The organism is Chryseobacterium joostei (assembly GCF_003815775.1).
In the GTDB taxonomy this organism is placed as follows: Bacteria; Bacteroidota; Bacteroidia; order Flavobacteriales; family Weeksellaceae; genus Chryseobacterium; species Chryseobacterium joostei.
Genome location: NZ_CP033926.1, coordinates 2,920,467 through 2,943,961 on the forward strand (window position 1 = coordinate 2,920,467; position 23,495 = coordinate 2,943,961).

Below are 23,495 nucleotides of genomic sequence, written 5' to 3' on the forward strand. Positions count from 1 at the left end.
TGTTTAAAAATCTATCGTTTGAAATCTCCAGTCAAGTGTATCAACAAGTGTTAGCTGGTCTAAGGTTACAGGAAGATCCGTAATTATTTTCAAGGTCTGAAGAGCCATCATACTTCCTATAATTCCCGGTAAAGCCCCAAGAACACCCAAGCTATCACAATCTGGTACCTCTTCATCAACAGGTGGCTCAGGAAAAAGATCTCTCAAGTTTTTGCTTCCCTGATGATTGAAGACTGCCATTTGTCCGGAAAACCCTAATATACTTCCATAAACCAATGTTTTTTTCAATGTTACACAAGTGTCATTGACTAAATATCTTGTTGAAAAATTGTCTGATCCATCTACAACAATATCATATTGGGAGAATATTTCCGAAGCATTATCGGCAGTAATTTTCTCCTCAATACCTATTACTTTTATCTGATGATTAAGGTTTTTCACAAAGGTTTGTGCACTTTTTATCTTCAGCATTCCTACTCCATTTTCATTGTGAATGATCTGTCGGTTCAGGTTATGAAGCTCTACGTAGTCAAAGTCGGCAAGTCCTAAAGTCCCAACTCCTGCAGCTGCTAAATATTGGATCACAGGACTTCCCAAGCCACCCGCTCCTATAACAAGAACTCTGGCTGCCATAATTTTCCTTTGTCCCTCCAGTCCTATTTCATCAATAAAAATCTGTCGGCTGTATCTTTTGAAAATATCTTTGCTTTGCATTTTGAATAGTATAAATGAACCACTATGCTTAAATCCCACTGTAAACGGAATCCCAATCTTTCATTACAGGATCATAACCAGACTGTTTAATCATATTCCTGATCTCTTCCATGCTTCGTTCATCACTGGTTTCAAACTGCTCCAGTGATTCTTTATCTACAGAATAACCTCCCGGATTGGTTTTTGAACCGGCACTCATTGCAGTGGCTCCCAGTGATACGATATGATTTCTGAACACCTCATTTTCTCTTGTAGATATTGATATTTCAAGATCTTCATTCCAAATTCTGTAGGCACAGATCAATTGCAGTAAGTCTTTATCTTCCATAATAAAATTAGGCTCAATAATTCCCTCTGCCGGTCTGAGCCTCGGAAAGGATACCGAAAATTTACTTTTCCAGTAATGTTTCTGTAGATAATCGATGTGAAGAGCATTGAAAAAACTATCCACACGCCAGTCCTCCAATCCAAGTAAAACGCCTAATCCCATTTTATGAATCCCAGCCCTTCCAATTCTGTCTGGAGTATCCAAACGAAAATGAAAGTTTGATTTTTTACCCTTTGGATGATATTCTTTGTACACTTCCTGATGATAGGTTTCCTGATATACCAATACGGAATGAACTCCCTCTTCATGAAGAAGCCTGTATTCTTCTTCTTCCAAAGGTTGGACTTCAATGGAAATATTGGAAAAAAGAGGTCTTAATAAACGAACAGCGTTCTTAAAGTAAGGAACTCCCACTATTTTATTGGCTTCCCCACTCACCAGCAGAATATGATTAACACTCATTGACTTCAGAACGGAAGCTTCAATCATTAATTCCGAATCGGTAAGGGTTTTTCTCCTTAAATTATTATCCAAACTGAAACCGCAATAGGTACAAATGTTCTGACATTCGTTGCTGAGGTACAATGGAGCGTATAACTGAATGATTTTTCCAAAGCGTTTTTGGGTAAGAGATTGTGTCATCTTGGCCATCAGTTCCAATTCTTGCGAGGCTGCTGGTGAGAGCAGATTCAAAAAGTCGTCCAGTGTTTTATTCTTTTTCTGAAGACTGTTCTGAACATCAGATATACCTACCTTTTCAAGTTTAGCTTTTACCTCATCCCATTGATATTGTTCAAAAACATCTTTAAAGCTATTCATCATCTTAATTATTATTCAAATAAAAACGAGGTTAACGGACTTGATGCTTCTGCATGGTTGGCTATTGCTCCTAATCCCGATTCAAAAGCTCTTCTTCCTGCAATGACTCCTTCTTTAAAGGCAACGGCCATATTCACCGGATTTCTGGCAACGGCTATTGCTGTATTGACAAGAACGGCATCGGCTCCCATTTCCATTGCCTTGGCAGCATCGGACGGCGCTCCTATTCCTGCATCTACCACAACCGGAACATTACTTTGGCTGATAATGATTTCTAAAAAGTCTAATGTTCTTAATCCTTTATTGGTTCCTATGGGCGCTCCTAAGGGCATTACCACAGCAGTTCCTGCATCTTCCAGACGTTTACACAAAACCGGATCTGCATGAATGTAAGGCATTACCACAAATCCAAGCTTCGCCAATTCTTCCGTTGCATAAAGGGTTTCAATAGGATCTGGCAATAAATATTTTGGATCTGGATGAATCTCAAGCTTTACCCAGTTGGTTTCCAGGGCTTCTCTTGCCAATTGTGCTGCCAATACGGCTTCTTTAGCTGTTCTTGCTCCTGAGGTGTTGGGTAAAAGATGAACACTTGTTTCTCTTAACGATTCCAGAAGATCGTCTTCGGCTGATTGGGCATCGATTCTTTTCAAGGCCATCGTTACCATATTGGTTTCTGAAGCAACGACAGATGCGGCCATATCCATAAGGCTTCCGAACTTTCCTGTTCCTAAAAAAAGTCGTGATTCAAAGGTTCTGTCTGCTATTATTAACTTTTGATTATGCATATATCATTGCTTTTTTAAATTCATTAATGATGGACGGCTGGTTTGTAATCTGGCCAGAAACTGATACTCCATAAATTCCGATCTGCTGCAGAAGAGTAATATCTTCAAGGGTAACACCGCCAATGGCAAATATCTTGGGGATTTCTGTTGATTTTTCCTGCAGGTGACTGATAATTTCCTGATAGCCCTCAAATCCCAGAATAGGACTAAGCTTTTCCTTGGTAGAAGTAAACCTCAAGGGTCCCAAGCCTATGTAATCACATGATTCGTTTATTCTTTGAAGTACATCAGAAAGAGTATTTGCTGTTCCGCCAATGATTTTATTTTTGCCTAGAATAAGCCTTGCTTCTTCAACAGAGCCATCATTCAATCCTAAATGAACACCGTCGGCATCTATATTTTTTGACAACTGAACATGATCATTAATGATACAAACGGATTGATATTCTGAACAAAGCTGTTTTGAAATTTCACAAAGGCTGATTAATTCATTTTCAGGGGCGTTTTTCCAACGGACCTGTATCCATTTTATTCCGTTGTCTAAAGCTTTACGGATATTAAGTTCCTGCTCCTGATGTGTACTTCCTTGTGATATGTATTGTAGTTTTTCCATAGTTACTATGAATGTGTTCCCAGTAAAGAGGGACTGCTTTTTAAAAATTTTTCGATATATAATTTTCCTTTTCTACAGGCGGTTTCCAGACATTCACCTTTAGCCAGTTCTCCTGCAATTGCGGAGGACAAAACGCATCCGGATCCATGTTTTGGATGGTATACAAAATCTCCGTTGCTTGGTGCCAACAAGGTTTCAATTCCGTCTTCAACTAAAACATCCGTTCCTAAAAGGTCTTCTCTGTGTCCTCCTTTGATAAGCACTGAACAGGAGTTTTCTTTTGACAAGAGACCAACATTCTTTAAAACATTGTATTCATTATAGTTAGGGGTAATTAAACTAATCTTGTCTATCCAATTTTTCAATAACGGAAGTGTTTCAAGATTGAAAAAAGTAAATTCTGATGTACTTTTCAATACAGGATCCCAAACAATTTTAGCGTCAGCATTGCAAGCCTTAACTGCATTGATAATTTCAATCAGAAACTCCGCATCTTTTACAATTCCAATTTTCACAACGGAAACCGTATAATGACTCATCAATACATTAATTTCCTTGACAATCTCATCTATGGACCGCCATTCCAGACTAAGGCATTGAGAAGCTGTCTGCAAGGTAAGGGCTGTACAAATTCCCAATCCCATTACTTTTATCTGTTCCAGGGTTTTAATATCCGACAATAAACCGGCTCCTCCACTTGGATCAAATCCTGCAATGCTTATGACAAAGGGACGTTCTGTCTGCATTCTTTAAAAACTTTTAAAGGTTCATTACTTTCCCAAATTGCTCCTAATAAAGCGACTCCGTCTACTCCTGTATCAAAAGCTTCGTGAATATGATCAGCATTAATTCCTCCTAAGCCAATCAGCTTTACTTCCGGATTATCTCTTTGTCTTACACTATCCATTACCGTAGAATCAACACCGTATCCTTTTTTGGAAATACTCGGAAAAAATGGGCTTATAAAAGCATACTCCCATTCTTTTTCCAAGTTATTATAGGTTATGATATCATGCACAGAGGTTGAAATTATATTTTCATTGATAAATTCCTTATACTTTCCCTCTTTTCGATCCTGTTCTCTAAAATGAAATCTGGCAATACGATAATCCTTTCCAAGTTCATAATGAGTATGCAAAACTAACTGAGCATAAAAAGAGCTATCAATTCCGTTTATAAAATCGGTCATTTCTTCTTTATTGATCCACGGTTTTCTGATGTGAAGCAAATCCAGCCCCTCATAAAACATTTGATTAATAATCTCTTGTTCATTAGGAATTATAGTTTCAGGAGTGATAACGAGGATCATATATAAATTTCCTTTCCTTTTTCAATAAACTCCTGTGATTTATCCAGCATTCCTTGCTCTGCAGATTCTCTAATTTCCTGTGTAATCTTCATGGAGCAGAATTTTGGTCCGCACATAGAACAGAAATGGGCAATTTTTGCTCCGTCAGCAGGTAGCGTTTCATCATGATACGATCTTGCCGTATCAGGATCTAGCGAAAGGTTGAACTGATCTTCCCATCTGAATTCAAATCTGGCTTTACTTAATGCATTATCTCTATATTGTGCTCCGGGATGTCCTTTTGCCAAATCCGCTGCGTGAGCTGCTAACTTGTAGGTAATTACCCCAACTTTTACATCGTCTTTATTGGGAAGGCCTAAGTGTTCTTTAGGAGTTACGTAGCAAAGCATTGCGCATCCGAACCATCCGATCATTGCAGCTCCAATTCCTGATGTAATATGATCATAACCCGGTGCAATGTCAGTAGTCAAAGGGCCTAAGGTATAAAATGGTGCTTCCTGACATTCTTCCAGCTGCTTTTCCATATTTTCCTTAATCATGTGCATGGGAACGTGTCCGGGACCTTCAATCATGACCTGTATATTGTGTTTCCAAGCAATTTTTGTCAGCTCTCCTAAAGTTTCCAGTTCCGCAAACTGAGCTGCATCATTGGCATCAGCAATAGAACCCGGGCGAAGACCATCTCCCAGAGAAAAAGCTACGTCATACTTCTTCATGATTTCGCAAATCTCTTCAAAATGAGTATATAAAAAACTTTCTTTATGATGGAATAAACACCATTTTGCCATAATGGAACCTCCTCTGGATACAATTCCCGTTACTCTGTTTGCTGTCAGGTGAATATATCGTAAAAGAACTCCGGCATGGATGGTAAAATAAGACACTCCCTGCTCTGCCTGCTCTATCAATGTATCCCTAAAAACTTCCCATGTAAGATCTTCCGGCACTCCTTTTACCTTTTCCAATGCCTGATAAATAGGAACTGTACCAATGGGAACCGGACTATTTCTGATGATCCACTCTCTTGTTTCATGAATATTCTTTCCTGTTGAAAGATCCATAATGGTATCTGCTCCCCATCGGCATGCCCAAACGGCTTTCTCCACTTCTTCGTCAATACTTGATGAAACAGCACTGTTTCCGATATTGGCATTGATTTTCACTAAAAAGTTTCGTCCTATAATCATAGGCTCACTTTCAGGGTGATTGATGTTATTCGGGATAATAGCTCTTCCTGCCGCAATTTCATCTCTTACAAATTCTGGTGTAATCTTACCCTTAGGCGTGTTGGCACCAAAACTATTTCCAACATGCTGAAAAGACATTTCTTTTGAAACAGTTTCCAGTTGTTCAATACGCTGGTTCTCTCTGATGGCTACATATTCCATTTCAGGAGTAATGATCCCTTGTTTTGCATAGTAAAGCTGAGTCACTTCTTTTCCTTCCTGTGCCACCTTGGGTTTGTGATCATAAGCGAAGCGTAATTCGTCAAGCTTTGTATCTGCCAGACGGGCTTTTCCGTATTCTGATGTAATTCCGTCCAGAATATTAACATCTTTTCTATCCAGAATCCATTGCTCCCTTATCCTTGGAAGTCCTTTTTGAATATCAATTTCTGCATTCTCGTCAGTATAAGGCCCTGAAGTATCATAAACCGTTACCGGAGCATTTTCTTCAAAACCGCCCTTGCTAAGCTTTGTAGGGCTAAGCTGTATTTCTCGCATTGCTACATTGATAGGATGAATTTTTCCTTCAATATAAATTTTCTTTGAGTTCGGAAATGGCGAACACGTAATTGAATGAGCCATAAATATTGGTATTAAATATGAATTAACCGCCTTGAGTGGCAGTAATGATTAAAACTGAATCTTGATCCTTAAGAAATGTTTCTGCCCAGGCGGACAGCGGAATGATACGATTATTGAGGGCTACAGCAATTCCTTTCTTTTTTCCGGGTAATTCCATAGCCAATAGTGCTTCCAGATTTTCAGGAAGTACATTAAATGTTTTTCGGGTGTGGTTGATTATAAGTTCCATTCCTAATATTTTAAATATACTTTAGGAATGGCCATTATTGTACAATAGAATGTACAGCAAAAGTCACCTACTTTTCCCTACGCTGGTATGATCCAGATCAGGTTCAAAGGGTAAAGTCTCAGTCTGTGGATAACAGACACCCCTAAAGTATGGGACGAAGTTAGTTATTTTTTCAGAATAGGCAAAATTGATTTTTTCAAATAAAAAACCACCCCAGAATTGAGGTGGTTTATTTATTAGTAAAGAATACTTCTACAAAGGTTTGTATCGGTATATCAATAGGGTGCTATTCTTCACAAGCTCTCCAAATCGCATCATTCTGCGGAACGGGCGCTATAATTTCAATATTTTCTTTTGTGACAGGATGAATGAATTCTAATTTTCTGGCATGAAGGTTAATTCCTCCATCCGGGTTGGAACGCGGGGATCCGTATTTCAGATCTCCCTTGATCGGAACTCCCGTTTTGGATAGCTGAGCCCGAATCTGATGATGTCTTCCCGTTTCAAGGTCAATTTCAAGAAGCAAATAATTATCCAATGTCTTTATAACATTGTAGGTAAGAATAGCCTCCTTTGCTCCTTCTGTAGCCTTAGGAAAAACGATAGCCTTATTATTCTTTTCGTTTTTCTTTAAATAATGAACCAATCTCTGAGTCTGGGGAATCATTTCCTTTCCCACAACAGCCCAATAGGTCTTTTTAACCTCACGATTTTTCACCATTTGGGTAAGACGAGAAAGTGCCTTGGAAGTTTTAGCATAGATCACCAATCCGGAAGTGGGACGGTCTATACGATGAACCAAACCGAGAAAAACATTTCCCGGCTTGGCATCTCTTATTTTTATAAAATTCTTTATTGATTCTAATAGTGATTCATCACCAGTCTTGTCTCCCTGTACAAGTTGGCCTACTTTTTTATTAACCACCAGAAGATGATTATCTTCATATACAATCTGCTCCTTCATAATCCTTTAGTCTATCTTCTTCTATTAGAAAGGGAAAGGATAACACCTCCCAAAAGGCCAATAGTCTTCAGTACAGAAAGTTTTGAATCTTCCGGTAAAAATGCTCCCACTACACAAATCCCTGCTGCTACATACATTGCATACATAAAGTTTTTGTTTGTAAGCAAAGGTGCCTGAACAAAGAAGCTAGCTCCTATCAGGACATAAAAAACTTTTCCGGAAAGCAAATGATTAATTTCCGGAGAAAATAAATTAAACCAACCTACAGCAAGACAAATTAGGGCTCCAATGGATAACATCCCCTGGATGGATTGTTGATTCTGCATAAATTAGTAGCTTTCGTTTTCGTTTGGAAATTCAACAGTCTTTACATCTTTCACATATTGAGCAACGGCTCCTGTAATTTCAGTATAAAGATCAAGATATCTTCTTAGGAACTTTGGACTGAATCCTTTGTTCATTCCTACCATATCATGATATACCAAAACCTGCCCGTCACAGTCTGAACCAGCTCCAATCCCGATAGTAGGAATAGAGATGCTTTCCGTTACTCTTTTTGCAAGTTCTGCAGGAATTTTTTCCAGTACAACAGAAAAACAACCTAATTCTTCTAAAAGCTGTGCATCAGCGATCAGCTTTTCAGCTTCAGCTTCTTCTTTAGCTCTTACTTTATAGGTTCCGAATTTATAAATAGACTGTGGTGTTAATCCCAAATGTCCCATTACAGGAATTCCGGCATTAATGATTTTTTTGATTGATTTGGAAATTTCTTTCCCCCCTTCAATCTTTACCGCATGAGCACCTCCCTCTTTCATCATTCTTACTGCAGACTCCAATGCTTTTTCAGGATTACTCTGATAAGTTCCGAAAGGTAAGTCTGCCACAACCAAAGCTCTGTCAGTTCCTCTTACCACACTTTGCGCATGATAGATCATCTGATCCAATGTAATAGGCAATGTAGTTTCAAAACCAGCCATTACATTCGCAGCAGAATCTCCAATCAAAATAGCATCTACTCCACCTGCATCTACCATCTTTGCCGTGGTAAAATCATAGGCTGTAAGCATTGTTATTTTTTCCTTGTCGAATTTCATTTTACGCAAGGTTTCAGTCGTAACTTTTTTAATTTCAGAGTGAACAGACATAATTTATCTATTTTTTTAAAGTTAAAAAGTCGGCCTTTGGCCGACTTAAGTTTTGTATGATTTTTATAAAACTACGTGACCGAGTTTCATGAGTTTATCGTGATTTAGAATCTTGATGTTTCTCCCATCCACTTCAATCAGGCTATCCTGTTTGAACTCGGAGATTAATCGAATGGCACTTTCAGTAGCAGTACCAATAATGTTTGCAATTTCCTCCCTTGTTAAAGAGATCTTGATAAAGCCTTCCGGATCTACCCCCAGCTTCTGTTCCAAAAGCAGCAATATTTCCGCCAGTCTCTCTCTTACCGTTTTCTGGGCAAGGAAAGTAATGGTGTTGGAAGATTCTCCTAATTCGTAAGAAATTTTTTGAAGCATTACGAAAGATAATTGCGGATCTACCTCCAAAAGATACATGAAAATATCTGCTGGTAAGAAAACACATTCTATATCTGTCATTGCTTCTGCTTTGGCTTGGAAGTTTTCCCCACAAAGCAAAGAACGATAGCCGATGATATCCCCCTCTTTAATAAATCTTAAAATCTGATCTTTCCCAAAAGCTCCTGATTTTGAAAGTTTGGCAGCCCCTTTTTCCAGAACAAAAACTCCTCTTGGAGTTTCTCCATCCTCGAAGATGGTGTCATGTTTCTGAAAACTCAGTCTTTTTTTGCCATTAATGTACTTTTCAAAATCTGCGCTAGAAAGTCTTTCCTTAAATGATTTATCATTAAAAACTCTGGCGAACCTCTCTTCAATTGCTATCTGTTGTTCCTGCGGCATTTTATATGATATTTATCACAAAAATAGAACTTTTTAACGCGATAAACAAAAAAAATTGTTATAATTTTGTAGTTCAATATTTTATGGGGTGAGCGAGAACTGTTTTCATTGTGGTCAAGAGATAGAAAAAGAGAGAATTCTGTTTGATGAAAAGACTTTCTGCTGCAATGGCTGCAAGTCTGTTTATGAAATCCTGAATACGAACAATTTAAGTAATTTCTACGAGCTTAACAAAGGGGCAGGAATTCGTCCGGGTGATGAAAACTCTACCCAGTTCGATTATCTGGACACTCCGGAAATTTTCGAAAAGGTCACTGATTTTTCTGAGGGAAATACCAGTCTTGTCACTTTCAAAATCCCTGTAATCCACTGTTCTTCTTGTATTTGGTTGCTAGAAAGCCTCCACACCCTGAATCCTTATATTAAGTATTCACAGGTTAACTTTACCCGAAAGACTCTACAGATTTCATTCAATCATAACGACTTCAAATTAAGCGAACTAGCTAATTTTTTAACCAATCTAGGATACAGACCTGTGATCAGTCTTGAAACAGCTGAGAAAAATGTTGACCATTTAGACAAATCCCTTCTTGTGAAATTTGCCATTGCAGGTTTTGCATTTGGAAACGGGATGTTTTTGGCATTTCCTGAATATGTAGGAGGAGAGGATTATTGGATGGAGCATTACAAAGGACTCTTCAGAGTACTGATGTTCCTACTGGCATGTCCTGTTGTCTTTTATTCTGCCTCAGACTATTACAAATCTGCATGGTACGGATTAAAAAACAAGATCGTCAATATTGATGTTCCTATTGTATTGGGAATATTTGTTCTTTTTGGAAGAAGTATCTATGAAGTGGCTACAGATTACGGTCCCGGATATTTCGACACCCTTTGTGGCCTGCTATTTTTCATGCTGATGGGTAAACTTTTCCAGAAAAGAACATACAGCGCACTTTCTTACGACAGGGATTACAAATCTTTTTACCCTATTGCGGTAACAAAAGTAGACTTTGACGGAAAACAGGAAAACATTCTTCTTTCTGAAATAAAAGTTGGAGACAGAATTCTGGTTAGAAACCAGGAAATTATACCTGTAGACGCCATTCTTATCAACGGAGAAGGTAATATTGACAACAGCTTTATTACCGGAGAAAGTGAAAGTATTAGCAAGCAACCCGGAGACAAAATTTTCGCAGGAGGTAAACAAGTAGGATCATCCTTAGAGCTTGAAGTCATCAAAGATGTGGATCAGAGTTACCTTACTCAGCTTTGGAATAAGGAAGCCTTTAAAAAGCATGAAACAGGACTTGACACACTGACCAACAACATCAGCAAATACTTCACATTCATCATTTTAGGCATTGCACTTATTTCTGGAATTTATTGGGCTTTCATTGATTTAGAGAAGATGTTCCAGGTAATTTCAGCCATTCTGATTATCGCCTGCCCATGTGCCCTTGCCTTGTCTGCACCGTTTACTTTCGGACACATTATGAGGATTTTAGGCCGAAATAAATTCTACGTAAAAGACACCTTAACCATTGAAAAAATTGCAAAATTAGACACCATTGTCTTTGATAAAACGGGCACTATTACTCACAGAAAAAAATCAAGCATCAAATACAGTGGCACTGAGATCCAAGAGTTTGACTTGCTCAATATCAAAACATTACTGAAAAACTCCAACCATCCACTTTCAAAATCACTCTATGAATTCATAGAAGTCAATGATGATTATTTTACAGTGGAAAATTTCCAGGAAATCTCCGGAAAAGGTTACGAAGCCAGCATAAGAGGAAATGTTTACAAAATAGGCTCTGCCCGTTATAATAATCAGGAACCAAAGAATCTTGAAACCGCTGTTTACATCAGTAAAAATGATCAGTTTTTAGGTAAATTCATCTTCAAGAATGAATACCGCCCTAAGCTTAAGGATCTATTCAAAAAACTTACCAACTACAAAATATTTATCCTGAGCGGTGACAACTCCTCAGAGGAAGTTCAGCTTAAGGAACTCATCCCTAACTATAAGGGAATGGCCTTTAATCAAAGTCCGGAAGACAAGCTGAATTACATCAAAAATCTTCAGGATCAGAACATGAAGGTAGCTATGCTGGGCGACGGTCTAAATGATGCGGGAGCTCTAAAGCAAAGTAACGTAGGTATTGCCATCGCAGATGATACCAACAGCTTTACACCCTCTTCTGACGTCATCATGAATGGAGAAAAAGTAGTCACTCTGAACAATTACCTGAATGTCTGCAAAGGCTCTATCACAATTGTGAAAATGACATTTATAATCAGTTTTCTTTATAATATTGTTGGGTTAAGTTACGCTGTTACAGGGCACATGCATCCCCTTTTTGCGGCAATCATCATGCCAGTTAGTTCCATCACGGTAGTTACCTTCACCACAGTTTCGACTTGGATACTGGGTCGCAAACACTTCAAAAAACAGGCTTAAACGCCCTTATTTAGACTGATTTTAAATTAGCTGAAATCGGCATTTCGTGATGAATGTCATTATTTTTCACTAAATTTGAACCCCGAAAATAGGTTAATTTTGTTGTCCAATGGATATTCTATATTTAATGATCGTCTGCAGTGTTTCTTTAGCTGCCATTTTCTTGGTCGTATTTATAGTGTATGCCAGAAAAGGACAGTTTGAAGATGATGAATCTCCTGCTGTCAGAATCCTTTTTGATGATGAAAGAGTCAAAGAAAAAGATGAGAATGGCGACAATAATAAAGACGGAAAAGAGATAGGAGAAAATAATAAAAATTGAGAAAAATAGTGAATAGTTGATATGGAAACACAAAAGTTTAGTTATGACAATAGTATTGTCCGTGCGTTCCTCTATGCGACCATCATCTTTGGTTTCATAGGATTTACGTTCGGGCTTACGGCGGCATTAATGCTTTTCTACCCTGAATTACCGGAATTCTTATTCGGTACAGATGATACAACCATTAATAGTTTATCATCAGGTAACATTCAAGGGTTAATAAACACTCATGGAGCATTTGGTTTTGGTAGAATCAGGATGTTGCACACCAACACCGTGATCTTTGCGTTCGTGTGTAATATTGTTTATGTTGGAGTGTATTACTCTACGCAAAGATTATTAAAAACAAGAATGTACAGTGATACATTATCTTGGATCCATTTTTGGACTTGGCAGTTTATGATCGTAGCTACGTTCATTACATTCTTTATGGGTATCAATACTTCTAAGGAATATGCTGAGCATGAATGGCCAATTGATATATTAATTGCGATATCTTGGATCATTTTCGGGGTCAATATGATTCTAACCATTTCAAAAAGAAGAGTAAGACACCTTTATGTAGCCATTTGGTTCTATCTTGGTACTTGGGTTGCAGTAGCAATGCTTCATATCTTCAACAATCTTGAAGTTCCATTATCTTTCACTGGCTGGAAATCTTATTCTGCATATGCAGGAGCAAAAGATGCCATTGTACAATGGTGGTATGGTCACAATGCGGTAGCATTCGTTTTGACAACTCCGGTTTTAGGTTTAATGTATTATTTCTTACCAAAAGCGGCAGACAGACCAGTATTCTCATATAAACTGTCTATTATTCACTTTTGGTCACTAATCTTTGTATATATCTGGGCTGGTCCTCACCACCTTCAGTATACGGCTCTTCCGGCATGGGCACAGGCAGTAGGAACAGGTTTCTCTATTATGCTTATTGCACCATCTTGGGGAGGTATGTTAAATGGTCTTCTAACCTTAAGAGGAGCTTGGGATAAAGTAAGAGAAAACCCTATTCTTAAGTTCTTCGTAGTAGCAGTTACTTGTTATGGTATGGCAACGTTTGAAGGACCGCTTTTAGCAACTAAAAACATCAATAAAATTGGTCACTTTACAGACTGGGTTATCGGTCACGTACACTTAGGAGCTCTTGGATGGAATGGTTTCATGGCATTCGGGGTTATCTATTACTTGGTACCAATTATGTGGAGAACAAAAATTTGGTCTGTAAAATTAGCTAACTGGCACTTCTGGTTAGGGACATTAGGAATTATTTTCTATGCAGTACCAATGTATATTTCTGGATTCACACAAGGATTAATGTGGAAGCAGTTCAACCCAGACGGAACCTTATTATGGAAAAACTGGTTGGATACTGTAACGGCTATTATTCCTTACTTTAAAATGAGATTCTTAGGAGGTATCTTCTATATTTCAGGAGCTATCCTAATGATTGTAAACGTTATTGCTACGGTAAGACAAGGATCATTCCAAAAAGAGGTTCCTGCAGAAGCACCAGCTTTAGCTAACATCGGAAACAAACGTAAAGAAGGAGAAGGATTCCACCTTTGGTTGGAAAGAATGCCATTATTGTTAACAGTATTGTCATTGTGTACAATTTCAATTGGAAGTATGGTAGAAATTATCCCTACCCTATCTCTTAAGAAAAGTGTTCCTACAATATCAGCAGTAAAACCTTATTCTCCACTTGAATTAGAGGGTAGAGATATCTATATTCGTGAAGGTTGTAACGCTTGTCACTCTCAGATGATCAGACCGTTCAGAGATGAGATTACAAGATTCAACGGTAAAAACGGACAATACTCTAAAGCAGGAGAATTTATATATGACAGACCATTCCTATGGGGTTCTAAAAGAACAGGACCGGATTTACATAGAGAAGGTGGTAAAAACCCAAGTTCTTGGCACTACAAGCACATGTATAACCCAAGATCTACTTCTGCAGGTTCCATTATGCCTCGTTACCCTTGGTTAATCGCTACTGACTTAGACAGATCTAAAATGGTAGATAAAATGAAGCTGATGAAGAATACGTTTGATGTACCTTATACAAAGGCTCAAATTGATTCTGCAGACAAATGGGCAAATAACCAATCGGCAAAAATTGTAAAAGATATCTTCTCTGAAGCAAATGACTTGAAAGAGGCTTATGCTAAGAGACCTCAGGGAGAATTAGAGAAAAAAGAAATTGTAGCTCTTATTTCTTATCTTCAGAGATTAGGAACTGATATCAAGACAACTGAAATCAAAACAGCAAGTAATAACTAAAAACATTAAAAGGTTCATATGATTCCTCAGAACTTTAAAGATATATTATCCAATACGGAAAATGCTGGGTTTTACCAGACTCTGGCTCTGATTTTCTTTATGCTGTTCTTCGTAGCTTTGATAATCTATGTTTTTAGCAAGCCTAAAAAATATTACAAAGAAGAAGAAGAAGCACCACTTGGGGATGATGAAGATGACGATTTTAATTTAAAAAATTAAACTATTTTTATGAAACAAAGAACACCTGTTATCGTAAACATCTTAATAATAATCGGACTTTTAATCGTTTTTTATTATTTGTTTGTACAGAGCTACGCGTTCCTAGCTTCGCCTTACTTCTGGGGAACTGTTGTAATTGCTGGTATTCTAGCATACATCCACAGTGCTATTGGAGATTTGATTGAAAACAATAAATTCAAAACTTTATCTCCGGAAGAAAAAGCAGCTTATTTAGCTGAGAAGAAGATTCCTTTCTTAAAAAGAATGTACGATGCTGCATTCAAGAAGCAATCTGCTTCAGAAGAAAAAGATATCCTTATCGACCACGGTTTCGATGGTATCATGGAATTGGATAACCAGTTACCAAAATGGTGGGTAGGTTTATTCTATTTTGGGACTGCTTTTTGTATTGTATACATTGCAGCTTATTCTTTCACAGATTTCGCTCATCCATTAAGCGAATATGAAAAAGAATACAAGGAGCAAATGGCAAGCATTGCGAAGTATGAAAGCGAGCAGCCTCCTGTAACAATTGAAACAGCTAAATATTCAGCTGACAACATTGCAGAAGGTAAAGAATTATTTAAAACTAACTGTGCATCTTGTCACAAAGAAGATGGTAGTGGAGGTATCGGACCAAACTTGACCGATAACTTCTGGATCAACCAGCCAGAGAAGACGTTATTCAAGAACGTATTCCATATGGACTGGAATGGTTCTCCTACTAACCCTGCGATGAGAGCATTTGGTAAAAACGGAGAGGTTTCCGGAGCTGAAATTGAAAAGATTGCAGCTTATGTATATCACATCAACCAGGAAGTAGCACCAGTGACTCAGGCTCAAGGAGGAGCAGCTCCTCAAGGAACTGAAGCACATTGGGAAAAAGAATAATTTAGAAAATTAGAAACATATGAAAAAAACATAATTTGTTATTACCTTAAAAATAGTAACGAATTATGTTTTTTCTTTTTTAAACACATTACAATATGTCAGACATAGAAGAAATAGAAGTACGAGGCGGACAGGGACAGGTTCTGGACCCTGAGACTTACAGAGATTCTATCGGGACAATGGAGCAATCCGGTAAAAGAAGATGGGTATTTCCAAGAAAGCCTAAAGGGAAATACACCAACTATAGAAATCTTGTAAGCTATCTTTTATTAATTATTTACTTTGCATTGCCGTTCATTAAAATTAATGGCAATCCATTATTATTGTTTAATGTAATAGACAGAGAGTTTTTTATCTTTGGACAACCTTTCTATCCTCAGGACTTTTTTATCCTTACTTTAGGTGCCATCGCATCCTTAATTTTTATTATTGTTTTTACGATTGCGTTCGGAAGAATTTTCTGCGGGTGGATATGCCCTCAGACAATTTTTATGGAATCTATCTTCCGTAAAATCGAATATCTGATTGAAGGTGACCGAAATAAGCAAATGAAGCTGGACAGACAGGAATGGAATAGTGAGAAGATCTGGAAAAGAAGCTTAAAATGGTCTGTTTATGTTATTATTTCATTAATCATTACTCACTTTATGTTCATGTATATTGTGGGCTATGAAGAAGTAATTAAAATTGTTTCCGAAGGACCGTTTGCACATCCTACCAATTTTATCGTAATGATTCTTCTTACCGCTGCATTTTACTTTGTATTTGCATGGTTCAGAGAACAGGTATGTACATTGGTTTGCCCATATGGTAGACTTCAGGGTGTACTGATTGATAAAGATACGATCAATGTTTTTTATGATTTCAAGAGAGGAGAAAACAGATCAAAATGGAGAAAAGGAGAAGACAGAAAGGCAGCAGGTAAAGGAGATTGTATCGACTGTCATCAGTGTGTCGTGGTATGTCCTACAGGAATTGATATCAGAGACGGACAACAGCTGGAGTGTATAAACTGTACAGCGTGTATTGATGCCTGTGATGAAGTAATGGAAAAAGTAGGCCTTCCGAAGGGACTTGTAAGATATGCTTCTGAAAATGAAATTGAGAAAGAAACTCAATTCAAGTTTACAGGAAGAATGAAAGGATTCAGTATCTTCTTATTCCTTTTGGTGGGATTCTTAGGATATCTGCTTTACAGCCGTGGAGAAATGGAAGCTAAATTTATTAAACCGGCAGGTAGTACATTCTTTGTAAAAGATGGAAAAATTATCAATACCTATAATTATACATTCTTAAACAAAACAAATGACAAAAAGATCGTTACCATTAAGGTAATAGATCCTGCTCATGGAGAAATCACATATAGTGCTTCAAGTAAGATACAAGTAGACAGAGACAAAATTTCCAAGGGAACCATTAATATCAGCTTCCCTGAGAATGAAATGAGGCTATCTAAACAGAATATTACCATCGGGGTTTATGATATGAAAGGTAAACTCGTAGATTCTTACCAGACTTATTTTGAAGGACCATTCAAACTGCAATTTTAAATAGAAAAAATGAAGAACTTTAGTTGGGGACACGGTGTTGTAATTGCATTATTTGCATTCATAGTTTTTATACTATCCATGATGTTTCTTTTCCCGAACGGGCAGAAGAACTCAGAAATGGTAACGGACAATTACTATGAAGAAGAGCTACAATACCAAGATGTAATTGATGCCAAGAAAAGAGCTGATGAGTTACAGGAAAAACCTGTATACAGTCAGGAAGCTAATGGAATTAAAATCACTTTTCCAAAAGAATATAATAATTCTAATACTACGGTAAAATTTGTTTTAAACAGAACCGACGACCAGAATTTAGACATTAAAAAATCTGTAGAGCTTGATGCCAACCAAACTTTTATGATACCTGCACAGGTATTGAAAATGGGAAATTATACCCTAAGATTGAGTTGGACAAAAGACAAAACAGACTATAGAATGGATTATGACGTGATATGGAAATAGGACTTATTGTATCGGCTATTGCTTTAGGCTTCGCTTCCGGTTTTCATTGCATCGGAATGTGTGGACCTATTGCTTTATCGATGGGATTAACCAAAAAACAAGCTGCCAATTTCTATCTTCAGAATCTCACCTATCAATTTGGAAGAATATTCACTTATTCATTACTGGGTGCACTCTTGGGGATTATTGGACAAGGGTTTGAGATGGCAGGATTTCAGAAATATCTGACAATTACTGCAGGTGTTCTGCTTATTATCATGGCTGTATTTTCTTTTGGAGGAAAAGATTTTGCTTCAAAAATTCCATTTCTATCCAAGTTTTTATACTCGGTAAAGTTAAACTTAGGACGATTACTTCAAAAAGCAGACTACCGCTCCAGATTTACAACCGGAATTCTTAATGGTTTCTTACCATGCGGAATGGTTTACATGGCTCTTACAGCAAGTCTGGCAGGCGGCGGAATATGGCAGGGAGCTTTATATATGGCTTTATTCGGATTGGGAACACTTCCATTCATGTTTGCCGTTGTTTTGGCCGGAAACCTCATGAATCAAGCTTTTAGAATAAAAGTTTTAAAAGCCGTACCCGTGATTATGATCATTCTGGGAGGTCTGTTCATTCTGAGAGGCCTGGAACTTGGAATCCCTTATGTTTCTCCGAAAGCAGAAGCTATGACTATTTCCAAAGATCCGAACGAAGCTGTTAATTGCCATTAATTAGAAATTATAACAATATACCATGAAGAAAACGATTGTCTTATTTTTAATAAGCCTGTTCACCTTACAATCCTGTACCATAAATACTGAAATGATTTATCATAAAGACTCGGCTTCATCTGTAATTACCGATGTTGATACCAGAGAATTTATGGCAGAAATGGAAGCGATGACACCTGATTCAATAAAACAGGAAAAGTTTAAGGATATGGATAGGTTTCCAACCATCTGGACGAGCATGTATGATCTTCTAAAGAAAGAGGGGAAATTAAAGACTGAGAATCAAGACACTATTAGAATCCTTAAAAAGTTTTTTTTGAAATCTACAAAAGCAGATAATAAACCTGTTCCTGTTGGGTTTTCCTTTAAAATGGATCATTTCACTCCAAATGATTATGAGTTAATTAAAAATTTCAATAAAGACGAGAAATTACCTCTTGATCAAAATTTCCTCAATACCTGGGATGGAAAAACACTCGTTATTAATACAGATGTTTTCAATCTTAAAAATATTGAAGAAGCACTCCAATCGAAAGGATCAAAAGAAGAAACAGCCAATATGGAAGGGATGATGATGATGTTTTTCAAAAATATAGGAACTACTTTAAAGTTTGAAAATAAAATAAAATCTATCACCGGTAAACATGACTGGCTGAAACAGGTTGATGATTATTCCGTAAGGATACAATATGATTTGAAAACTTTGTACGACAAGTATCCTAAGCTTAAAAATGCAGATAAAAAAATAGTTATCGTAACAGAATAAAATAACAAAACCCACCGAACTTCTTCGGTGGGTTTTTATTTGAGACTAAATCAATTAGTTTATAACATCAAATCTTGCATATTCTGCAATCTTCTTTGGAAGCTTAATTCCCTCCGCAGTCTGGTTATTTTCTAGCAATGCAGCCATAATCCTTGGTAATGCCATTGCAGATCCGTTTAAGGTATGAACCAATTGAGACTTACCATCTGCTTTGAAACGACATTTAAGTCTGTTAGCCTGGAATGTTTCAAAGTTAGATACAGAACTTACTTCTAACCACATTTCCTGTGCAGCACTCCAAACCTCAAAGTCATACGTCATAGCCGCCGCAAAACCAGTATCACCACCACAAAGTCTTAGAACTCTGAAAGGAAGTTCAAGATCAGTAAGGATTTCCTTGATATGCTCTACCATTTCTTCCAAAACAGCATAAGAGTTTTCCGGTTTTTCAATTCTTACGATTTCTACTTTTTCAAATTGGTGAAGACGGTTTAACCCTCTTACATGAGCACCATAACTTCCCGCTTCTCTTCTGTAGCATTGAGAGAATGCAGTATTTTTAATTGGAAGATCTTTTTCCTCTAACAATACATCACGGTAAAGGTTGGTTACAGGGACCTCTGCTGTAGGGATCAGATATAGTTTATCTTCATTGATATAATACATTTGCCCCTCTTTATCAGGCAACTGCCCTGTTCCAAAACCAGAAGCTTCATTTACAACGTGAGGCGGGTTTACTTCAGTATACCCTTTTTCCACATTTTTATCCAGGAAATATTGAACTAGAGCTCTCTGCAATCTTGCTCCCTTTCCTAAATAAACAGGAAAACCGGCACCAGCAATCTTCACTCCTAGTTCAAAATCAATCAGGTTATATTTCTTTGCAAGTTCCCAGTGAGGAATAGCTCCTTCACCAAGACCCTCCACTGTATGAGACTGGAAAATAATTTCATTATCATCAGCTGAAGCCCCACTTTTCACCAATTCATTGGGAATGTTTGGAATTTGATACAGAATATTTAATAATTCAGTTTCCTTAACTTCTAGCTGGGATTTCAATTCTGAACTCGACTCTTTGTACTGTGCTGTTTTAGACTTTGCCGATTCCGCCTCTTCTTTCTTTCCCTCCTTCATCAAAAGTCCAATTTCCTTGGAGATTTTGTTGATCTCGGAAAGCTGGGAATCTAATTCAAATTGGATTCTTTTTCTTTCTTCGTCAGTAGAAATAGCTTCGTCTACCAACTCAAGATTCTTGAATTGTCTTTTTTTAAGACCTTCTAAAACGCGTTCTTTATTGTCGCGTAAAAAATTGACTTGTAACATTTTATTTAGATGTTAAATATTAGATGTTTGGCTTAATATAAGCTAACAATTTTACAAATTTAAAATTATTTTACGATAGTTACCGTATTTATTGAATTAGGTGCATCTGCTTCCTTGGAAAATTTCTCTTTTCCATTGTAAATAACCTTTGAAACCTGAAACAATGTAGGTGATTTACGGTATTGAATTTCCAATGTGTCAACCGTTGTTTCTGTTGTATTATTGACTGTTTTTCTTAGCGTAACCATCATTCTTGAATTGTAAGAATTCCCGGTTCCCGGATTACTTGGACTTACAGAATCCAGTCTTCTTCTCTTTGCTCCTGCAATATATTCCATGTAAAACACAGAATCTGTTGTCATTCTTAGGGGAATAGTCACCGGAGAATCGTCTCTGGTTCCAAACATATCATTCACACTATAAGAAGTGTATGAACCTGCTTTTTTACTGTTCAATAAATCCGGATTGGTATCTGACTTCATGTAGATATTCAGGATTTGATCGATTCTTTGCAAAGATTCTTCATCCTGGCCACAACTTATCAGTGCAGAAACAATAACCAATATTCCAAAAACAATGTTTCTCATAACGCAAAGATACTTTATTTCAACTTTCTAAGATAAGAGAAAAATGAAAACATCATTAAAAATCCAACAAAAGTTAATGTAGCTCCCAAGGAAATTGCCATCCCAACTACTCCTGACTTTGGAACCAAAAAATAAGAAAAAACAGCTAAAAGAAGCAAAGATAGAATGGAAAAAAAGGTATTCATTTTCATCAATCCAACTGCAGATAACAGATTTCCATATAGGTTTCTCAATAACATACTTCCACAAAATACCCCCAGCAAAAGTGAGAAGGCAAATGAGTTGTCAGTGTATTGTTCTCCAAAGAAAATACGAATTATAAAACTACTTAAGAAGCATCCCACAATCAATATCAACAGAGATATAGGGATAAAGATCTTATAGTAATTAATGATATAATTTCTTAGAAAGGATTTATTGCGATGATTTTTAGCAAGAACCGGATAATCACTCTGCATAAAAGAAAGAGCTAAAAAGGTAATGTTTGCGGGAATAAGCAACGCTACCTTATAATTGGCTACGACGCTCTCATTTTTGAAAAAATTCAGTAAAAGTATATCTGCAGAGAAGAAAGCATCCGACAAGAGCGCAGTTATAGAAGCGTGTAATGCAAAGCTCCAGATTTCTTTTGTAGTAAATTTTAATGAAAGGTTTGTAATTTTTGGCAGCGGCCCTTTAAACCAAAAAAGAGAAAGAAACGGAGATATTGCATTGGCAATCAGATATCCGTACAATCCCCAAAATAGTGAGAAAACAATCATCATCAATAATCCTGAAATATTGACAACGTTATTGACCATTGCAAATTCCTTATTCTTTAAATAAATACGACGCTCTGCCTGAATATGACTAAGAAAGTAGACTCCAATCAGACGAACGGTAAAGAAAAAAAAGATATAAAAGATGTATGAATAATGAGTTACATAAAAAAAGGCTAATAAAAAAAATACAGAACTTAAGATAAGATGATATAAAAATCCTTTTCTAAAAAGATAAGCTGACAATTCTTTTTTTTCATCATCAGAACTACTTAGTGATCCGAATCTGATAAGACTTTGAGAGCTTCCGAACCCACTAAAGGGCGCGAAGATTGCAAAAACAGAAGCAACAATACTCAATAGCCCAAAGTCTTTTTCCGGCAAGATTCTGATCATGAAGAGAGATCCTGAAAATGCGCATATCTTCGTAATCAGCAAAGATAAAAATACATGCTGTCCTTTATTGGCAAAAAAAGCCCTGATAAAATCTTTTAAACTGTTCATTTTGATCTGATCAACGGAGCATTAAAACCTTGACAGTCTTATATAATATTTTTATATGCTTTGTTAAATTCGTTTGCAATGGCTGGTACTGAAAACTTTTCGACAACATATTGATGAAGTTCTTCCGGAGAATCTGCCTTGTAATCTCCATTCAGCATATTTTTCATTGCTGTATAAAGCTCTTCTTCAGATCTTTCAATAACGATTCCATGATTTTCTCCAATAATTTCAGGAATTGCCCCTACACGAGTTGCAATTACCGGAACACCGGAAGAAAGAGATTCTAATAGGACACAAGAGAAGCTCTCATAGTCACTGAAAAGAACAAAGCAATCACTTTTTTTCATTTTTTCAGCAACTTCTGCATGTGAAATTTCACCAAATGTTTTGATGTAGCTTTGTCCATCATGCTTTTCAATGAGCTTATTCAATTGTTTTACATCTCCGTCACCTCCAATCTGGAGATCAAAGTTCTTAAAATCTTTTCTAAGCCGAACTGCGGCTTCAATGATAGCATCCGGGTTTTTAAGGGGAATAAGATTCGATATATGAAGAAATATAAAAGCTTTATGTTGTTTTTCTTTCGGGGAAAATAGTTCTGTATTGACTACATTTCCAATAACCTTAAAGTTTTTACCTATTTTCAGTTCCTTTAGATTATCTTTCAGAATACTACTCACAGGAAGTAAACAAGAGGCTCTTCGGGCAATATATCGTGCCGTAAGAATGCCTATAAATGAAAGTTTGGATCTGTTTATCGGAAGAAAACCTGACCAATGTTCTGAGATCACAAACGGAATCCTGTATTTTTCCTTTAAATAAACAGCAAAAAACATGGAATTGTGCAATATGTTTGCATGTACCAAATCTGGTTTTTGCAACTCCAGAAAACCTTTTTGATAAGCCTGCATTCTATTTCTAAAATTCAATACCGGATTTTTAGAGCTTTTGTAGTACACCACAAGTGTTCTTATTCCGTTGATCTTCTGATCATCGAAAATAAATTCCTGATCCTGGGCAGGATCTCCTATAGCATGCAATATTTCTACCTCATGTAACGACGCCACGGCTTCTGCGTGACGCTGTACAAAGTTGCCATTAGTAGGCTCCAGCTTGTTCGGAAACCATGAGGAAATAAACAGGATTTTCAATG

The 23,495-nt window shown here is 37.1% G+C and carries 25 protein-coding genes and 1 riboswitch; of the genes, 9 read left to right on the forward strand and 16 right to left on the reverse strand.

Going from position 1 to position 23,495, the window contains the following annotated elements:
- Positions 1 to 3: 3 nt before the first annotated feature.
- The 12 genes from EG359_RS13235 to EG359_RS13290 all read right to left on the reverse strand — a co-directional run bounded on the left by EG359_RS13235 (position 4) and on the right by EG359_RS13290 (position 9,494).
- Positions 4 to 714, reverse strand: a complete 711-nt coding sequence (locus EG359_RS13235; RefSeq protein ID WP_076356953.1) for a HesA/MoeB/ThiF family protein — start codon at positions 712 to 714, stop codon at positions 4 to 6.
- Positions 715 to 742: 28 nt separating this feature from the next.
- Positions 743 to 1,861: a 2-iminoacetate synthase ThiH gene (thiH, locus tag EG359_RS13240; protein WP_076357185.1), complete on the reverse strand. Its 1,119-nt coding sequence runs from the start codon at positions 1,859 to 1,861 to the stop codon at positions 743 to 745.
- An 11-nt stretch (positions 1,862 to 1,872) separates the two neighbouring features.
- On the reverse strand, positions 1,873 to 2,649 hold the full coding sequence (locus tag EG359_RS13245; RefSeq protein WP_076356955.1) for a thiazole synthase: 777 nt from the start codon (positions 2,647 to 2,649) through the stop codon (positions 1,873 to 1,875).
- Entirely contained in the window at positions 2,642 to 3,262 is a 621-nt protein-coding gene (locus EG359_RS13250) for a thiamine phosphate synthase (protein ID WP_076356957.1), read from the reverse strand. Before EG359_RS13250 ends, EG359_RS13245 begins: the two co-directional genes overlap by 8 nt.
- A 5-nt stretch (positions 3,263 to 3,267) precedes the next feature.
- A complete protein-coding gene (locus tag EG359_RS13255; protein WP_076356959.1) occupies positions 3,268 to 4,008 on the reverse strand; it encodes a hydroxymethylpyrimidine/phosphomethylpyrimidine kinase in 741 nt (246 codons plus the stop codon).
- Positions 3,981 to 4,571 carry a thiamine phosphate synthase gene (locus tag EG359_RS13260; protein ID WP_076356961.1) on the reverse strand — a complete coding sequence of 197 codons (591 nt, stop codon included), beginning with the start codon at positions 4,569 to 4,571 and terminating at the stop codon, positions 3,981 to 3,983. Before EG359_RS13260 ends, EG359_RS13255 begins: the two co-directional genes overlap by 28 nt.
- Positions 4,568 to 6,379 carry a phosphomethylpyrimidine synthase ThiC gene (gene thiC / locus EG359_RS13265; protein ID WP_076356963.1) on the reverse strand — a complete coding sequence of 604 codons (1,812 nt, stop codon included), beginning with the start codon at positions 6,377 to 6,379 and terminating at the stop codon, positions 4,568 to 4,570. Before thiC ends, EG359_RS13260 begins: the two co-directional genes overlap by 4 nt.
- Before the next feature lie 22 nt (positions 6,380 to 6,401).
- Positions 6,402 to 6,608: a sulfur carrier protein ThiS gene (gene thiS / locus EG359_RS13270; protein ID WP_076356965.1), complete on the reverse strand. Its 207-nt coding sequence runs from the start codon at positions 6,606 to 6,608 to the stop codon at positions 6,402 to 6,404.
- Positions 6,609 to 6,665: 57 nt separating this feature from the next.
- A riboswitch (TPP riboswitch) is annotated at positions 6,666 to 6,762 on the reverse strand.
- Between the two features lie 132 nt (positions 6,763 to 6,894).
- On the reverse strand, positions 6,895 to 7,575 hold the full coding sequence (locus EG359_RS13275; RefSeq protein ID WP_076356967.1) for an RluA family pseudouridine synthase: 681 nt from the start codon (positions 7,573 to 7,575) through the stop codon (positions 6,895 to 6,897).
- 8 nt (positions 7,576 to 7,583) lie between these two features.
- Entirely contained in the window at positions 7,584 to 7,898 is a 315-nt protein-coding gene (locus tag EG359_RS13280; protein ID WP_076356969.1) for a hypothetical protein, read from the reverse strand.
- A gap of 3 nt (positions 7,899 to 7,901) precedes the next feature.
- Positions 7,902 to 8,717 carry a 3-methyl-2-oxobutanoate hydroxymethyltransferase gene (gene panB, locus EG359_RS13285; RefSeq protein WP_076356971.1) on the reverse strand — a complete coding sequence of 272 codons (816 nt, stop codon included), beginning with the start codon at positions 8,715 to 8,717 and terminating at the stop codon, positions 7,902 to 7,904.
- A 63-nt stretch (positions 8,718 to 8,780) separates the two neighbouring features.
- Positions 8,781 to 9,494 (reverse strand): Crp/Fnr family transcriptional regulator, encoded by a 714-nt coding sequence (locus EG359_RS13290; RefSeq protein ID WP_076356973.1) that lies wholly within the window; start codon positions 9,492 to 9,494, stop codon positions 8,781 to 8,783.
- A gap of 88 nt (positions 9,495 to 9,582) precedes the next feature.
- Here EG359_RS13290 and EG359_RS13295 point away from each other — a divergent pair, with 88 nt between their 5' ends.
- The 9 genes from EG359_RS13295 to EG359_RS13335 all read left to right on the forward strand — a co-directional run bounded on the left by EG359_RS13295 (position 9,583) and on the right by EG359_RS13335 (position 19,170).
- The gene (locus tag EG359_RS13295) at positions 9,583 to 11,961 is read left to right on the forward strand and encodes a heavy metal translocating P-type ATPase (protein WP_076356975.1); all 2,379 of its coding nucleotides are present in this window, start codon (positions 9,583 to 9,585) and stop codon (positions 11,959 to 11,961) included.
- A 109-nt stretch (positions 11,962 to 12,070) separates the two neighbouring features.
- Positions 12,071 to 12,283 carry a cbb3-type cytochrome oxidase assembly protein CcoS gene (gene ccoS / locus EG359_RS13300; RefSeq protein ID WP_076356977.1) on the forward strand — a complete coding sequence of 71 codons (213 nt, stop codon included), beginning with the start codon at positions 12,071 to 12,073 and terminating at the stop codon, positions 12,281 to 12,283.
- Positions 12,284 to 12,304: 21 nt separating this feature from the next.
- Entirely contained in the window at positions 12,305 to 14,566 is a 2,262-nt protein-coding gene (gene ccoN / locus EG359_RS13305) for a cytochrome-c oxidase, cbb3-type subunit I (RefSeq protein WP_076356979.1), read from the forward strand.
- An 18-nt stretch (positions 14,567 to 14,584) separates the two neighbouring features.
- Positions 14,585 to 14,785 (forward strand): cbb3-type cytochrome oxidase subunit 3, encoded by a 201-nt coding sequence (locus EG359_RS13310; protein WP_027373015.1) that lies wholly within the window; start codon positions 14,585 to 14,587, stop codon positions 14,783 to 14,785.
- A 9-nt stretch (positions 14,786 to 14,794) separates the two neighbouring features.
- Positions 14,795 to 15,676, forward strand: coding sequence for a cbb3-type cytochrome c oxidase N-terminal domain-containing protein (locus EG359_RS13315; RefSeq protein ID WP_076356981.1), 882 nt, complete (start codon positions 14,795 to 14,797; stop codon positions 15,674 to 15,676).
- Between the two features lie 95 nt (positions 15,677 to 15,771).
- Positions 15,772 to 17,226 (forward strand): cytochrome c oxidase accessory protein CcoG, encoded by a 1,455-nt coding sequence (ccoG, locus tag EG359_RS13320; RefSeq protein ID WP_076356983.1) that lies wholly within the window; start codon positions 15,772 to 15,774, stop codon positions 17,224 to 17,226.
- A 9-nt stretch (positions 17,227 to 17,235) separates the two neighbouring features.
- A complete protein-coding gene (locus EG359_RS13325; protein WP_076356985.1) occupies positions 17,236 to 17,688 on the forward strand; it encodes a FixH family protein in 453 nt (150 codons plus the stop codon).
- Positions 17,679 to 18,404, forward strand: coding sequence for a sulfite exporter TauE/SafE family protein (locus EG359_RS13330; protein WP_076356987.1), 726 nt, complete (start codon positions 17,679 to 17,681; stop codon positions 18,402 to 18,404). Before EG359_RS13325 ends, EG359_RS13330 begins: the two co-directional genes overlap by 10 nt.
- 22 nt (positions 18,405 to 18,426) lie before the next feature.
- Entirely contained in the window at positions 18,427 to 19,170 is a 744-nt protein-coding gene (locus EG359_RS13335; protein ID WP_076356989.1) for a hypothetical protein, read from the forward strand.
- A 54-nt stretch (positions 19,171 to 19,224) separates the two neighbouring features.
- Here EG359_RS13335 and serS read toward each other — a convergent pair whose 3' ends face one another.
- The 4 genes from serS to EG359_RS13355 form a co-directional block, all read right to left on the reverse strand.
- A complete protein-coding gene (gene serS / locus EG359_RS13340; protein WP_076356991.1) occupies positions 19,225 to 20,493 on the reverse strand; it encodes a serine--tRNA ligase in 1,269 nt (422 codons plus the stop codon).
- Between the two features lie 65 nt (positions 20,494 to 20,558).
- Positions 20,559 to 21,080 carry a hypothetical protein gene (locus EG359_RS13345; RefSeq protein WP_076356993.1) on the reverse strand — a complete coding sequence of 174 codons (522 nt, stop codon included), beginning with the start codon at positions 21,078 to 21,080 and terminating at the stop codon, positions 20,559 to 20,561.
- A gap of 14 nt (positions 21,081 to 21,094) precedes the next feature.
- Positions 21,095 to 22,342 carry an oligosaccharide flippase family protein gene (locus EG359_RS13350; RefSeq protein WP_076356995.1) on the reverse strand — a complete coding sequence of 416 codons (1,248 nt, stop codon included), beginning with the start codon at positions 22,340 to 22,342 and terminating at the stop codon, positions 21,095 to 21,097.
- A gap of 38 nt (positions 22,343 to 22,380) precedes the next feature.
- Positions 22,381 to 23,493: a glycosyltransferase gene (locus EG359_RS13355; RefSeq protein WP_076356997.1), complete on the reverse strand. Its 1,113-nt coding sequence runs from the start codon at positions 23,491 to 23,493 to the stop codon at positions 22,381 to 22,383.
- Positions 23,494 to 23,495: the final 2 nt, after the last annotated feature.

Bases quoted from the DNA above. Each gene is read 5' to 3' on its own strand.
- EG359_RS13325 (WP_076356985.1), top strand. From the start codon at position 17,236: ATGAAGAACTTTAGTTGGGGACACGGTGTTGTAATTGCATTATTTGCA.
- thiC (WP_076356963.1), bottom strand. From the start codon at position 6,379: ATGGCTCATTCAATTACGTGTTCGCCATTTCCGAACTCAAAGAAAATT.
- EG359_RS13255 (WP_076356959.1), bottom strand. From the start codon at position 4,008: ATGCAGACAGAACGTCCCTTTGTCATAAGCATTGCAGGATTTGATCCA.
- EG359_RS13315 (WP_076356981.1), top strand. From the start codon at position 14,795: ATGAAACAAAGAACACCTGTTATCGTAAACATCTTAATAATAATCGGA.
- ccoS (WP_076356977.1), top strand. From the start codon at position 12,071: ATGGATATTCTATATTTAATGATCGTCTGCAGTGTTTCTTTAGCTGCC.
- EG359_RS13260 (WP_076356961.1), bottom strand. From the start codon at position 4,571: ATGATCCTCGTTATCACTCCTGAAACTATAATTCCTAATGAACAAGAG.
- EG359_RS13330 (WP_076356987.1), top strand. From the start codon at position 17,679: ATGGAAATAGGACTTATTGTATCGGCTATTGCTTTAGGCTTCGCTTCC.
- EG359_RS13280 (WP_076356969.1), bottom strand. From the start codon at position 7,898: ATGCAGAATCAACAATCCATCCAGGGGATGTTATCCATTGGAGCCCTA.
- thiH (WP_076357185.1), bottom strand. From the start codon at position 1,861: ATGAATAGCTTTAAAGATGTTTTTGAACAATATCAATGGGATGAGGTA.
- EG359_RS13350 (WP_076356995.1), bottom strand. From the start codon at position 22,342: ATGAACAGTTTAAAAGATTTTATCAGGGCTTTTTTTGCCAATAAAGGA.
- EG359_RS13235 (WP_076356953.1), bottom strand. From the start codon at position 714: ATGCAAAGCAAAGATATTTTCAAAAGATACAGCCGACAGATTTTTATT.
- serS (WP_076356991.1), bottom strand. From the start codon at position 20,493: ATGTTACAAGTCAATTTTTTACGCGACAATAAAGAACGCGTTTTAGAA.
- EG359_RS13335 (WP_076356989.1), top strand. From the start codon at position 18,427: ATGAAGAAAACGATTGTCTTATTTTTAATAAGCCTGTTCACCTTACAA.
- EG359_RS13245 (WP_076356955.1), bottom strand. From the start codon at position 2,649: ATGCATAATCAAAAGTTAATAATAGCAGACAGAACCTTTGAATCACGA.
- EG359_RS13310 (WP_027373015.1), top strand. From the start codon at position 14,585: ATGATTCCTCAGAACTTTAAAGATATATTATCCAATACGGAAAATGCT.
- thiS (WP_076356965.1), bottom strand. From the start codon at position 6,608: ATGGAACTTATAATCAACCACACCCGAAAAACATTTAATGTACTTCCT.
- EG359_RS13250 (WP_076356957.1), bottom strand. From the start codon at position 3,262: ATGGAAAAACTACAATACATATCACAAGGAAGTACACATCAGGAGCAG.
- EG359_RS13290 (WP_076356973.1), bottom strand. From the start codon at position 9,494: ATGCCGCAGGAACAACAGATAGCAATTGAAGAGAGGTTCGCCAGAGTT.
- EG359_RS13345 (WP_076356993.1), bottom strand. From the start codon at position 21,080: ATGAGAAACATTGTTTTTGGAATATTGGTTATTGTTTCTGCACTGATA.
- panB (WP_076356971.1), bottom strand. From the start codon at position 8,717: ATGTCTGTTCACTCTGAAATTAAAAAAGTTACGACTGAAACCTTGCGT.
- ccoN (WP_076356979.1), top strand. From the start codon at position 12,305: ATGGAAACACAAAAGTTTAGTTATGACAATAGTATTGTCCGTGCGTTC.
- ccoG (WP_076356983.1), top strand. From the start codon at position 15,772: ATGTCAGACATAGAAGAAATAGAAGTACGAGGCGGACAGGGACAGGTT.